The sequence below is a fragment of the Pseudomonas fluorescens genome (assembly GCF_902497745.1).
In the GTDB taxonomy this organism is placed as follows: domain Bacteria; phylum Pseudomonadota; class Gammaproteobacteria; order Pseudomonadales; family Pseudomonadaceae; genus Aquipseudomonas; species Aquipseudomonas fluorescens_BM.
The window spans coordinates 95,596-109,305 of the sequence record NZ_CABVHJ010000024.1; the positions used below are offsets into that span (position 1 = coordinate 95,596).

At 57.9% G+C, this 13,710-nt stretch carries 8 protein-coding genes; 6 read left to right on the forward strand and 2 right to left on the reverse strand.

All coding sequences use genetic code 11. The features are described from left to right. Nucleotides 1–119 precede the first annotated feature (119 nt). Both F8N44_RS27575 and F8N44_RS27580 read right to left on the reverse strand, forming a co-directional pair. Nucleotides 120–386, reverse strand: coding sequence for a FecR/PupR family sigma factor regulator (locus F8N44_RS27575; RefSeq protein WP_150652538.1), 267 nt, complete (start codon nucleotides 384–386; stop codon nucleotides 120–122). A gap of 63 nt (nucleotides 387–449) precedes the next feature. After that, on the reverse strand, nucleotides 450–1,268 hold the full coding sequence (locus F8N44_RS27580; RefSeq protein ID WP_093437554.1) for an alpha/beta fold hydrolase: 819 nt from the start codon (nucleotides 1,266–1,268) through the stop codon (nucleotides 450–452). Between the two features lie 179 nt (nucleotides 1,269–1,447). Here F8N44_RS27580 and F8N44_RS27585 point away from each other — a divergent pair, with 179 nt between their 5' ends. From F8N44_RS27585 to F8N44_RS27610, 6 genes are all read left to right on the forward strand, one after another. Next, nucleotides 1,448–1,897, forward strand: coding sequence for a winged helix-turn-helix transcriptional regulator (locus F8N44_RS27585; protein WP_150652539.1), 450 nt, complete (start codon nucleotides 1,448–1,450; stop codon nucleotides 1,895–1,897). Nucleotides 1,898–1,994: 97 nt separating this feature from the next. Beyond that, the gene (locus F8N44_RS27590) at nucleotides 1,995–2,543 is read left to right on the forward strand and encodes a hypothetical protein (protein ID WP_095125771.1); all 549 of its coding nucleotides are present in this window, start codon (nucleotides 1,995–1,997) and stop codon (nucleotides 2,541–2,543) included. A 47-nt stretch (nucleotides 2,544–2,590) separates the two neighbouring features. Beyond that, on the forward strand, nucleotides 2,591–3,001 hold the full coding sequence (locus tag F8N44_RS27595) for a lipocalin family protein (protein WP_150652540.1): 411 nt from the start codon (nucleotides 2,591–2,593) through the stop codon (nucleotides 2,999–3,001). A gap of 155 nt (nucleotides 3,002–3,156) precedes the next feature. Beyond that, nucleotides 3,157–4,863 (forward strand): ShlB/FhaC/HecB family hemolysin secretion/activation protein, encoded by a 1,707-nt coding sequence (locus F8N44_RS27600; protein ID WP_150652541.1) that lies wholly within the window; start codon nucleotides 3,157–3,159, stop codon nucleotides 4,861–4,863. Between the two features lie 25 nt (nucleotides 4,864–4,888). After that, on the forward strand, nucleotides 4,889–13,192 hold the full coding sequence (locus tag F8N44_RS27605; protein WP_150652542.1) for a DUF637 domain-containing protein: 8,304 nt from the start codon (nucleotides 4,889–4,891) through the stop codon (nucleotides 13,190–13,192). 1 nt (nucleotide 13,193) lies between these two features. Continuing rightward, the gene (locus F8N44_RS27610; RefSeq protein ID WP_150652151.1) at nucleotides 13,194–13,589 is read left to right on the forward strand and encodes a DUF6911 family protein; all 396 of its coding nucleotides are present in this window, start codon (nucleotides 13,194–13,196) and stop codon (nucleotides 13,587–13,589) included. Nucleotides 13,590–13,710 lie beyond the last annotated feature (121 nt).

Genomic DNA, 13,710 nt, shown 5'->3' on the forward strand with positions numbered 1-13,710 from the left:
TATCGGTAAAATATTATTAAGCTGGGATGTGAAGATAAAATTCTGATGCAGAAAGCCGAAAGCCTTTAAAAATGCGGGCTGCAGCTCGGTAGGCGGGAAGGTCGGGGTGAACCTGACTCTTAAATTTCACGTTTGCGTTGTGGCGCCAGCCCATGACCGGTGAGGAGTTTTTTCGCCGTCTCGGGCTCATCCGGCAATTGGCCGCTGAGATCCCAGATCTCGAGCATTTTGGCGTACTCGAAAGCGTGGCGCGGGTCGCGCTCTATCCAGCGCTGGAAATCCTCGCGTTCAGCCGGCGGACAATCGTCATCGTGCAGACGCATGCACCAATCGGCGGCTTGCAGAGAGATGTCTTCGTCCATTTCGTTGCGGTCGGAAGGGGTCATTGAACGAGGGTAACAAAAAAGTCCGTCAAGCCGATGCCGACGGACTTTTTTAATGCCGAATTTTCAGCGTTTGAGAAACGCTAGCAAATCCTCATTCAATGCCTGTGCATGCGTCACCGCAAAGCCATGGGGCGCCCCGGCGTAAACTTTCAACTCGGCGCCTTTGATTTGTGCAGCAGCCTGTTTGCCGGTGGTTTCGAACGGCACAATCTGGTCGCCGTCGCCATGGATCACCAACGTCGGCACGTCGATTTTCGCCATGTCCGGACGGAAGTCGGTTTCCGAGAATGCGGTCACGCAATCCACGGTGCCTTTGAGCGAAGCCAGCAGGGCGATATTCAGCGTTTGCGTGAGCACGCCGTCGGAGACTTTCTGGCCCTGATTGGTGCCGTAGAACGGCGCGGCGAAATCGGCGATGAACTGCGCACGATCTTGCAGCAAGCCAGCCTTGATGCCATCGAATACTGAGGTGTCGACGCCCTGTGGGAAGTCGGCTTTCTTGCCGAACAGCGGCGTCACCGCACCCAATAGCACCAGACCTGCAACCCGCTCGCTGCCATGCCGGGCGATGTAGCGGCTGACGTCGCCACCGCCCATCGAGAAGCCCACAAGTGTCACGTCGCGCAAGTCCAGATGGTTGATCAGTTGCGCGATGTCATCGGCGAAGGTGTCGTAGTCGTAACCGGTCCACGGCTGATCGGAACGGCCGAAACCACGGCGGTCGAAGGCGATGGTGCGGTAACCACGGCTGCTCAGGTATTCCATCTGGTATTCCCACATGTCGGCATCCAGTGGCCAGCCATGGCTGAACAGCACGGGTTTACCGCTGCCCCAGTCTTTGTAATAGATCTCGGTGCCGTCTTGCGTGGTGAAAGTGCTCATGGAAACTCCTGCTTCAGGGTTCGCTGCCGAAATGGCGGCATTCACTATCAGCGCAAAGCGATCCGGCTACTTGTATGCAGGTGCTGGTTTTGCGCAGTTCAGCCGTCGAACGGCGATAGAGTTGTATGATGCAACCCTGAACCGCGCAGCCGCCCACTGATTCGAGGGAGCACATTTACGTGAAACGCAAAAGTTTGCAGGGCAATGCCTGCCCGGTCGCCCGCACGCTGGACCTGATCGGTGACTGGTGGTCGCTGCTGATCATTCGTGATGCGCTGGATGGCATCCGGCGTTTCAATGATTTCCAGAAGAGTCTGGATATCGCGAAAAACATGCTCAGCGCACGCCTCAAGGGGCTGGTGGAGCAGGGGATTCTGCAAGCGCTGCCAGCCGCTGACGGCGGGGCCTATAAGGAATACGTGCTGACAGAACGTGGCAAAGCCTTGCAGACCGTGATCGTCGCGCTGTCGCAGTGGGGCGGTGAATTCATGTACGCGCCGGGTGAGCCGGGGTCGGTGATGGTTGATGCAAAGGATCGTCAGCCGATTCGCAAGCTGGAATTGATCTCGGCCGATGGTCGCGCGCTGGCACCGGAGGACGTCGCGACGCGACTGGGTGTTGAACACTGATGAACAAAGGTTTGACGCCAAAATGATGGCCAACTAATATCGCGCCACTATTTTGATGTCATTCCTGGCGCCCGTCCTTAATCGAGAAAATTCGTCCGTGAATAAACGCGCATTATTGCCTCTGGCTGTGATTTTTACGCTGGCAGGCTGCCATTCCAATGTTCGGGATTCTTCTCCAAGCCTGCTGAAAGATGGTGTTCAACTGGGCCAGAACAAAGTGGCAACGGATGACCAGCACGCCAAGGTCATCATGAAAGCCTCCGGTGGCACCCATCCGGTGGAGTTTTCCATCCGGCGCGCGGATGATCCTGACCGTCGAATGGAGGTCCTTGGCACCGTCGTCGATTCAGGTCGGGGCCATGTTTTCGGCTGGATCGCCAAACTCAATGAAGTGGCGAACAGCGCCACGGTCAAGCGCTTCCCGCAAGTGGAGGCACAAGCGGATGCCGACAAGCCCTTTGAGGTTTCGGGGTATTCGAACAGCCGGGTTACGGGAGGTATTTATACCTGCGGGCCGCTGACCACTGTTTTCACTCCCGAGCGTGGCAAGGTCTACCAGGTGGAGTTCCAGTTCAGCGGTGAGCATTGCGAACAGCATGTTTATGACGTTACTCAGCCTCGGCAGCGCACGCTCGTAAAAAGTTGAGTCGGCATGCACAGCGCACTGAATTTATCGAAAAAAGGAAACACCCTGTGAAACGGAATCTCTCCCTGGCACTTATTATTCTGGCCGCGACATTGTCTGGCTGCGCCACTAATAAGCCGGTCGTTGACCCATCGCTGGTCGGTTCATGGAAAGGTCAGCGCGACGAAAACGGCAAATGCCAGTTCATGTCCTGGAAAAACCAGTTCAACGCCGACGGTACTTTCTCCATCACCTTTTTCCGCGACGCCGAGCAGACACAGAGGGTGCAAACCGAGCATGGCACCTGGGCAGCTACCAATGGCAAGAGTGTGCTGAGAACCAATGGCGTCGCTGCGCCTGATGTTTACACCTACAAGCTTACTGATGCTGACACGGTGCATTACGTCAATGTGGAGAAAGGCCCTTCGGCGGATTGCCAGGAAGATTATGCCTTTGATGAGCACCGTGTTCGCGGGTAAGCCAGTCAGAAACATTGCGGGGCTGCAACGGCCCCGTTTGTTCAATCCTTGATACAAAACCGACAAAAGGTTTAAACGATAGTTTGACGTCAAAATGATGGCCATCTAATATCGCGCCACTATTTTGATGTCACTTTCGTCTCGAGGGATCGAACATGTCCTCACCCGCCCTCGTGGCGAGGTTGTGCGTAGCTTTGCTGTGCCTGTCTCCACTTCAGATTGCCGTCGCCGCACCGACTCCTGGTGACACAGACCTTATCCGTGACCGCCAGAACCGCCTGCTCGAAGAGCAGCAGCGGCGCCTCGAAGAACTCAAGGATTTGCCTGGCAAGGACGCCAAGCCTGCGCAACCGGTAGCCCCCACCGATACCCGCTGTTTCCCGATCAAAGACATCGAACTCAAAGGGGCCGACAGTCTTTCCGAGCGCGACAAGACTCGTCTGCTCAAACCCTATATCGGTGAATGCCTCGGTGTGCCGCAGCTCAACGAACTGCTCAAAGTCATCACCGATCACTACATCGAGAAAGGCCTGGTCACCAGCCGCGCCTACCTGCCGCAGCAGGATCTGTCCACCGGGCATCTGCAAGTGCTGGTGGTCGAAGGCAAGCTCGAAGGCATGAAAGGCGCGGAAAACAGCCAGCTCTCGGAGCGCGAACTGGCCATGGCCTTTCCCGGCAAAACCGGTGACCTGGTCAACCTGCGCGAGATCGAGCAAATGGTCGATCAGCTCAATCGTCTACCATCCAATCAGGCAAAAATGGAGCTGGCGCCCGGCCAGAACGTCGGTGGCAGTGCAGTGCTGGTCAACAATACCCCGCAGAAGCCATGGCGAGTCGGGTTGTCGCGCAACAACGACGGCCAGCGCAGCACCGGTGAGCAACAGTGGGGCACCACGTTTGACTGGGACAGCCCGCTTGGCCTGGCCGATCAGTTGAGCCTGCGTGGCGGTCACGATGCGATGACCGACCATCAGCACACCTCCCGTAACGCCATGCTCAATTACAGCCTGCCGTGGGGCTGGTGGACGTTCAGCTACACCTACAGCCAGAGCGAATACCGCTCGCAAATCGCCGCCAACCTCTACAACTTCAAACAGACCGGCGACAGCGAAAACCATCAGTTGCGCGCCGAGCGGGTGATCCACCGCGACGCTGTCAGCAAGACTTCGCTCAGCGCTGGTCTGTCGTACCTGCGCACCAACAACTTCATCGAAGACAGCAAACTCAAACTGAGCAGCAACCGCATCAGTGAAGCGCAGTTCGGCTTCAACCACGGTCGCCGTGTCGGCAGTGCCTTCGTCAACTTTGACGCCGGCATGCAGGAGGGCATTGGCGCCTTCGACGCTCAAGGCAGTCATGATCCGGGACCGGGTGAGCCGAATGCACGCTATCGCAAATACACCGCCACCCTGAGCTACCTGCAGCCGTTCAAACTGTGGGGCGAGTCCTTCAGCTTCAGCAGCCTGATGACCGGCCAGCGTAGTGAAGACGTGCTGTTCAGTCCGCAGCGCACCAGCCTTGGCGGCTCGTCGTCGATCCGTGGCTACAAGGATCAGTCGCTGTCCGGCGACAGTGGTGGTTACTGGCGCAATGACCTGCGCTGGACGCGTCCGGTGACCATCGAATGGCTGCAACCGGTGTTCTCCGAATACGGCACCAGCCTCGGTTACGACCAGGGTGTGATCCAGAACGGTCGCTACAACGGCGATCAGCACGGGCGCATGTCGAGCAATTCGCTGGACCTGTTTGCCCGTGGCAAATACCTGTCCGCCGGCGTGACCTTTGCGCACTCTCTGGAACGCCCGGATGCGCTGACCGAGCGTGAAGCGCCGATCTACTTCCGTCTGGATTTCTTCATTTAATTTTTGCCTGCCCCGAGATTCTGATATGGACATTCGCCACCTGACCTTCATGGCCGGCCAACCTTCTGCGGCCGTCAAACCGCGCGAGCACTTCTGGGGCATGCCTAAACGCGGCCTGGCGTTCCTGCTGGCCAACGTCATGTTCTGGCAACCGATGTGGGCGCAGGCGGATGGCATCGTGGTCAATGCGCCGGGCACCAGTCTGGATCGCGCGGGCAATGGCGTGCCGATCGTCAACATCGCCGCACCCAATGCCAGTGGGCTGTCGCATAACCAGTTTCACGATTACAACGTCGGCGCGCAGGGCGTCATCCTCAACAACGCCACAGCGCGCACGCAACCAACGCAACTGGGCGGGATCATCCTCGGCAATCCGAACCTGCGCGGTGCGGCGGCACAAACCATCCTCAACGAAGTCAATGGCGGTAGCCCGAGCCAGTTGCGCGGTTACACCGAAGTGGCAGGGCAGTCGGCGCGGGTGATCGTCGCTAACCCTTATGGCATCAGTTGCAACGGCTGCGGCTTCATCAACACCCCGCGTGTGACGCTGACCACCGGTAAACCGGTGCTCGACAACGGTCGACTGGATCACTTTCAGGTGGATCAGGGCAGCATCTCCATCGATGGCGCCGGCCTCGATGCGAGCAGCGTCGACAGCTTCGAAATCATCACCCGCAGTGCGCAGATCAACGCGCAGATCCACGCCAAGCACCTCAACATCACCACCGGCCGCAATGACGTCAACGCCGAGACCCTCGCCGCCACCGCGCGCGCCGACGATGGCAGCGCCAAACCGCAACTGGCCATCGACTCCTCGGCGCTCGGCGGCATGTATGCCGGTGCGATCAAACTGGTGGGCACCGAACAGGGCGTCGGCGTGAAGCTGGCGGGCGATCTCGCTGCCAGCGCCGGTGATATCCAGATCGACGTCAATGGCCAGTTGAGCATGGCCAAAGTCACGGCCAGCAACGCCGTCGCCATCAGAGCGAAAAGCCTCGATGCTCAAGGGTCGGTGTACGCCGGCACGCAACTGAACGTGCAAACCACCGAGCAACTGATCAACCGCCAAAGCCTGGCCGCCCGCGACGGCGTCAGCCTGAGCAGCGGCGGCAAGCTGACCAACAACGGCGTGATCGAAGCCGGGGTGAATGCCGACAACAGTCGCAATGCCTCCGGTGATCTGTCGATCAACAGCGCCACCGTGAGCAACACTGGCAGTGTCTTGGCCAGCCGCACCCTGAATGCCACGGCAGCGACTGTGTTGGACAACCAGAACGGCATCGTCCAGGCAAAAACCGTCACGCTCAACGCTGCGCGACTGGTCAACCAAGGGGTCAATGCACGCATTTACGGTGAGAATCGCCTGGCGTTGAGCGCTCCGGCCATCGTCAACCTCAACGGTCTGATTCGCTTCGCCGATGGGCAAGCGGCGAGCCTGGTCGTCGACAGCCTGGACAACCGTCACGGGCGTATTGAAATCGCTGGTGGCAGTCTCAAGCTCAATGCCCGAGATGTGAAAAACACCGACGGCAAAATCATTGCCGGGCGCCTGGACATCGATGCCCGCCAACTCGACAACAGCAGCGGCCTGATCGGCGCCAGCCAGAGCGACGCCAAAGTGGTCGCCCGTGAGCGTCTGGACAACGGCAAAGGCAAGCTTCAGGCGAAAACCACACTGGCAGTGTCTGGCGGCGAATTGCTCAATCAGGGCGGTACGCTGGCGGCTGACCAGATCAAGGTCACCGCGGCGCGCCTCGATAACAGCGACAAAGGTGACATCAGTGCCGAAAACGGTACAGCCGAACTGACGCTGACGCAGGATCTGGATAACCACGACGGCAAAGTGCAGGCGTCGGAACGCCTGACGGTGGCCGCGCAGAGCATCAACAACCGCAACGCCAGCCTGACCGGCAAGACCCTTGAGGTGACCAGCGTTGGCGCGCTCGACAACGCCCAAGGCACGATTTCCTCCGCTGACACTTTGATCACCAGCGCAGATCTGGACAACAGCCAGGGTCTGATTCAAGGCACTGATCGCCTCAATCTGACCGCGCAGGATCTGCAAAACGCCAGCGGCAAACTGCTCGGTGGCGTAGTCGATGCAAACCTGCGCAATCTTACTGGCAACAATGACGGCACGATCAGCGCCGAAACCGGCCAGCTTACGCTAGTCGTCCAGCAACACCTGAACAGCGCCTTGGGTCGCTTGCAATCCAGTCAGGCTGACATCGACATTCAGGCCGGCTCGGTCGATAACCGTGGCGGTATCGTTGCCGCAAAACAGCTGTGGATGGTGGCGAAAGACGGCCACATCGACAACCGTGGCGGGCGCATGATCGCCGACGGTCTGGAGCTGCACGCCGCCAGCCTCGATAACAGTGACAGCGGCCTTTTGGCGGCGGGTGCCGATGGCGCGCGATTGCTCCTCACGCAAACCGCGCCGGGCCAATCGCAACTGCTCAACCACAAGGGCCGGATCCAGAGCGACGCCGACCTGCACATCGAAAGCGATGTCGTCGATAACCGCGCCGGAGTCCTGCTCGGCAAAACCATCGACATCAACGCCACTCAACTTAGCAACAATGAAAAGGGCGGCATCGTCGGCAACGGCGGTGATGTTGTCCTCAACATTGCCGGTGTATTCAGCAACCTGACCGGTGTGGTCGATGCCGGCGATCAGCGTCTGCTGCTCGATCAGCTCACTTCGCTGGACAACCGTGGCGGCACCCTACAAGGCAAGCGTCTGGACATCACCAGCGCGGCGATCAATAACAGCGCGGCCGGACAAATCATCGCTGGCAGCGACGGCCTGAAAATCACCGGCAAGACCCTGCTCAATCAGCAGGGCATCATCCTCGCCAGCGGCAGCCACGCCGAATTGGCGCTGGGTACCGGCAGTCTGCAGAACCAGGGCGGCACCCTGCAAGCCGACTCGCTGAATATCACCAGCGCCGACCTCGACAACAGCGCAGTCAACGGTAAGGCCGGGCTGATTTCCAGCCTGATCAATGACCTGACGCTGACCGTAACCCGTCTGACCAACCGCGCCGGCAAACTGTTCGGCAAGGATCACCTGATCTTCACCGGCACCAGCCTGGACAACAGCGGCGGCGAGATCAGTGGCAATCAACTGGGCCTCGAAGCGGTCGGGCAGATTCTCAATCAGGGCGGCCTGATCGAATCGGCCACCAACCTCAAACTCACTGCCGGCGGCTTGGATAACAGCGCAGGCGGCCAGATCCGTGCGCTAGGTGGCGCCGCAAGTCAGATCAAACTGACCGGGAACCTGAACAATCAGAGCGGCGTGATTGAAATCGGCAGCCAGGATTTGGTGCTGTCCGGCGCGCAACTGAATAACCTCAGCGGCAACGTGCGCCACGCGGCGCAGGGTCTGTTCGATCTGGACCTGAGCCAACTGACCGGCACCCAAGGCAGCCTCACCGGTCTGGGCAAGGGCGTGTGGGATGTCGGCGCGGTCAATGGCGTCGGCACTTGGCAGCTCAACGGCGGGCTGACTTACACCAGCGCGCAGGACCTGACGCTCAACGCCGGCGACCGGATCGCCAGTGCTTCGACACTGAATCTGAATGTCGCCAACCTGAACAACGCCGGGCAATTGGCAAGCGATGGTGACCTGACGCTGAACCTGGGGGGGAACCTGCTCAACAGCGGCAAAGTCTCGACGCAGCAAAAGCTTACGATCAACGCCAACGACGTGATTCAACAGGACGGTCGACTAGTCAGCGGTGGCGATACCGTCATGACCCTGCGCGGCACGCTGGACAACCTCGGCCGCCTCATCGCTAACCAGAACCTCATGGTGACGGCGGCGCAGATCAACAACGAAGGCACCCTCGGCGCCCAAGGTAACCTCGAATTCACCGCCGCCAACGGCATTTACAACGGTGCCGATACGCTGCTGTTCAGCGGCGGCACGATGAAGCTGCACGGCAACAGCCTGAACAACTTCTATGGCGACATCTACAGCCGCGGCAACCTGACATTCGATGCGGTCGGTGGTGGTCGTGCTGCAGTCTTCAGCAACCTGTCGGGCACCGTCGAAGGCGAGGGTGATATCGACATCAACGCGGTCTCGGTGGAAAACGCCAAGGCGGAATTCGAGATGACCTCAGGGCAGTCGTCCGGCAGCCTCAGTTGGGTCTGCGGTCAGCATTGCGGCGGCGGTGACGGCTGGAAACGCGGCTACATCACCATCACCACCGACTTCGACGACCGGGTTCTCAAAGACTCCCGTGCGGCGCGTTTCGTCGCCGGCAAGAACTTGACCATTCACGCCAATCAGGTGGAAAACCGTTACAGCCTGCTGGCAGCGAATGGTGATCTGAGCATTACGGCCGACAGCCTGCTGAACAAAGGCGCGGTGTCGCGTTCGGGCCATCGCGTGGTGCAGATCGGCACGCCGGGGCACATCGACAACAGCCTGTGGGATCAGATGGAGTTCATCGATATCCCGGCCTTCAACGCGGCGACTGCGGCGGGTAATTTCGATGAAGCTCGTTTCGAAGAACTGGTCAGCCGCTCCAGCGATTCGCGCTTTGCTCAAACCAGCGACGACACCACATGGAATGACAACGGCAACAACGTTTACGCGGCGGTGCTCCAGGCCGGGGGCAAGGTCAAGCTGGATGTGACCAACAGCATTCAGAACGGCACGCTGTACGAGAACACTTATGGCCAACTGACCGGCTCGTTGTCCAGCGACCAGACCGATGCGGTCGGTGGCATCAACATCAATCTGGGCAAGCGCAGCACTGATGCCAGTGTCCAGGCACCGACTGCCGTGACTCGCATCGAGCATGTCGATGCCGACGGCGTGAAGCAGATCAGCTTTGTTCCGGTCGACTTCAAAGGTGTGCCGTTTGCGGCGGTTGATCCGACGGCGTCTTCGACGTTCCGACTGCCGAAAGGCCCATACGGCATGTTCGTGCAGAGCAGCAATCCGCAGAGCCGTTACCTGATCGAAACCAACCCGGAGCTGACCCAGACCACGGCGTTCATGAGTTCCGACTACCTGCTCGGCAAACTCGATTTCAGCGCCGATGAAGCCGCACGCCGCCTCGGCGATGGTCGCTACGAATCGCGTCTGATCAGTGATGCGGTGATGGCCCAGACGGGCCAGCGTTTCCTCGCCAATGGCCTGGAGAACGACTACGAGCAATTCCGTTACCTGATGGATAACGCGCTCGCCAGCAAGAACGAACTGAACCTGTCGGTCGGCGTTAGCCTGACCTCCGCGCAGGTTGCCGCACTGACCCACGACATCGTCTGGATGGAAGAACGTATCGTCGACGGCCAGAAAGTGCTGGTGCCTGTGCTCTACCTGGCCCAGGCCGAATCGCGCAACGTGCGTGGCGGCAGCCTGATTCAGGGCCGCGATCTGGAACTGCTGGCGGGTAACGATCTGGTCAACGTCGGTACCTTGAGCGCGAGCAAAGACGTTTCTGTCGATGTGAAGGGCAGCCTCTATCAGGGCGGTCTGGTCGAAGCCAATGAGCGCATCAAGCTGATGGCCACCGACAGCATTCGCAACGCACTGGCCGGCGAAATCCGTGGCAACCAGGTCGAACTGACCAGCCTCAAGGGCGACATCGTCAACGATCGTACCGCCATCGCGGTGCGTGACGGCAATGGCATGCGCACCCTCGTCGATGAGGGCGGCAACATCACTGCGCGCGACAGCCTGACCATTAAGTCCGGCAACGATCTGGTCAATTCGTCCTCAATCAGCAGCGGCGGCGACGCCAGCCTGAGCGCTACCCGCGACATCAACCTGCTGGCGACGCGCAACGAAAACGAACTGCACGAAGTGTTCAATGGCGGCCATCGCTCCGTCATCACCACCACCGTGGAAAACCTTGCGTCGACGGTGAAAAGCGGTGGCAACCTGACTATGGACGCTGGACGTGACATTAATGTCATCGCCAGCACCGCTGAGGCCAAAGGCAATCTTATAGCCGACGCAATACGTGACCTGAATCTGGTTTCGGCCGGCGATGAACACAACGTCGAAACCCGCAGCAAGGACGGCAGGGAACGCGTTCACCAAGAGGACAACCACACCGTCCAGAAAGCCGCTAAATTCATCGCTGGCGGCGACGTAAAAACCAACTCCGGCCGCGACACCACACTGGTCGCGAGCAAGATCAGCGCGAGCAACGAAGCCTACGTCTACGCGGGCAACGACCTGAACCTTCTGGCCGCGCAGAACAAGGATTACACCCTTTACGATATGAAGGAGAAGGGTGGTTTCGGCGCAAATAAGATGCAGCGTGACGAAGTCACCCAGATCACTCATGTGGGGAGCCAGATCAAGGCGGGTGGTGACGTGACACTCGTCAGTGAAGGAGACCAGCGGTATCAGGCCGCGAAGATAGAAAGCGGCAAAGACATAACGCTGGATAGTGGGGGAGAGATTTACTTTCAGGGGGTAAAGGACCTCCATGATGAAAGTCATACCAAGAGCAAAGGCGATGCGTTCTGGACTGCTTCGAAAGGACAGGGGAATACCGACGAAACACTGCGACAAAGCAGTTTGTTTGCTGCTGGCGAACTTACTATCAACGCGGTTGAAGGCCTGAAAATTGACATTAAACAGGTCGATCAGCAAAGCGTTAGCCAAACCATTGATGCGATGGTAAAGGCGGACCCTCAGCTTCAATGGCTAAAGGATGCGGAAGCGCGTGGCGATGTAGATTGGCGTCAGGTCAAAGAAATTCATGACTCGTTTAAGTACGAAACGTCGGGTTTGGGGCCGGCATCGCAGTTGATCATCGCTATCGCGATGGCCGCAGTTCTCGGTCCGATGATGGCGGGCATGAATACGATGCTGCAGGGTTTAGCGATCACGGCAGCGACAAAGGCAACTGTCAGTACAATTGATAATCGGGGCAACCTGGGCGAAGTGCTGAAGGATGTTACCTCGAAAGATGCATTAAAAAGTTACGTCGTAGCGGCTGCGACGGCAGGCGTTGCCGATGGGCTGAACTACGATCCAGGGGCGCTAGGGTTCGATTCTAATAGCTTCAAACTGATCGCCATCAAAGTAACCGCCGATGCTCTGATAAGAACCGCAGTTTATGGTGGTAGCTTGCAGGATAATCTCGCAGCTTCGGCTGCAGGTACGGCGGCCAGTATTGGTGGGGCGGTTGGTGCGGGGAAGATTGGAGACCTTCCTCTCGTCGATGGAAGTTTCGAAAAGATAATTCTTCACGCGGCATTAGGTGGCTTGCTGGCTGAAGCCATGGGTGGGGATTTCCGAACCGGGGCAATTGCTGGCGGAGCCAACGAGGTGCTCGTTGGGTTGTTGGGTGACAAGTTACTACCTTCGAACCTCGTTCAAGGAACGCCGGAATATAACCAAGCATCAGCCAATCTTTTAGCACTTTCACAAATTGTGGGTGTGCTCGGCGCTACTCTTTCAGGTGGTGATGCGGGGATTGCCTCGACCGTGGCGGGCAATGCTACAACCTACAACTACCAAGCTCATTGGGATGACTTTGGAAAGGACTACGATGCGTGTCGAGCCAATCCTTCCGGATTCGGTTGCTCCACTATCCTTAAAATGGCCGGGGTCACTTCGCGAAGTATTGGGGAGGGCGTAGTCGAGAATATCGACGCTTCCGGCGTGGCGGTGGGGTATACGATCCTCGGGCCGGACAATCAGCCCAGGGTGATTATGGAACCTGCTGAGTATGCGATTTTCAGCAAGCTACCCCCGGCTTGGAAGGAAAACTACCTCTCGCAACCTTCTTGGAGCCTAGACGTTGCGTCATCAATACAACGAGTGCAAACCGGTGATTTCTCGGGTGCAATGGATCATTATGGCTACATGCTGGGTGAGCCAAGCTATTGGGCTGACCTTACGCTGAATATGGCGCTGGCACTTGGTGGCTATGTGTTGAAGCTCGCCCCAGCCGTAACTGCTGAAGGGAGGATCGGCGGGGAGATATTCAAGGATACAAATCAGACTGCTCGTCCACCATCATTAGCAAATGCCAATGAACCGACGCTAATTTCTAATCGAGTCACGACCAAAGCGACGTCCACCAAGAAAGTTCTCCCAAATGGCAATATGGCTGATGCACATGCAGAAATTGGTGTGATCCAGCAGGCGTTCACTGCAGGGAAAACGGTCGGGGCGAGCATGGAGCTCAGGGTATCTGGAAAGGCAGTATGTGGGTTCTGCCGTGGAGACATTGCTGCAATGGCTAACGAGTCTGGCCTGTCCTCACTTACCATCAAAGAGCTTGCGACAGGTAAAACGCTTTATTGGCGCCCTGGAATGAAATCAGTAAAAGAGGTGAAATAATATGAAGCGCTCTCTCTCCTGGACGGTCGGTTTTGGCAGAACCTGTGAAGGTGGCACGCAAAGAGATCCATCTTGGAATGATGTCGTTGCGCACCTTGAAGAGTCCTGCCGAAATTTGGGGAGTGTAACCCTGGATATTGAAGAATTAGCAGGCTTCGAACTCTTGACATTGCAGGTTGTTGCAGAGACAGGCAAGTACGCACTGACTCTCGGCGTTGATGATGGCGATGACTACGATGTCAAAGTATTTTGCGGTGATAAAAATCGTGGCGGAATCATGCATATCCAAGGCGACGCCGTTGCTGGTTCAGCCATCTGCTCAAATTTTGAGATTGTCGTGGAGATATTCAAGCAGCTCTTCGACAGTGGCCGAGTGTCGCCCGCGCTCATGAACTGACGTTTAACTCGAGCGACTCCGGCCAAAACAAAAAACGCCCCAAATCACCCGGGGCGTTTTTCATTTATCGAACACTAAATTTCGGACGCTCACCGAAACGCCGGCACCACATGCTTGATAA

What these genes read in the sequence shown, in the direction of transcription:
- F8N44_RS27600 (WP_150652541.1), top strand. Translation starts at nt 3,157, where the DNA reads ATGTCCTCACCCGCCCTCGTGGCGAGGTTGTGCGTAGCTTTGCTGTGC.
- F8N44_RS27575 (WP_150652538.1), bottom strand. Translation starts at nt 386, where the DNA reads ATGACCCCTTCCGACCGCAACGAAATGGACGAAGACATCTCTCTGCAA.
- F8N44_RS27580 (WP_093437554.1), bottom strand. Translation starts at nt 1,268, where the DNA reads ATGAGCACTTTCACCACGCAAGACGGCACCGAGATCTATTACAAAGAC.
- F8N44_RS27610 (WP_150652151.1), top strand. Translation starts at nt 13,194, where the DNA reads ATGAAGCGCTCTCTCTCCTGGACGGTCGGTTTTGGCAGAACCTGTGAA.
- F8N44_RS27605 (WP_150652542.1), top strand. Translation starts at nt 4,889, where the DNA reads ATGGACATTCGCCACCTGACCTTCATGGCCGGCCAACCTTCTGCGGCC.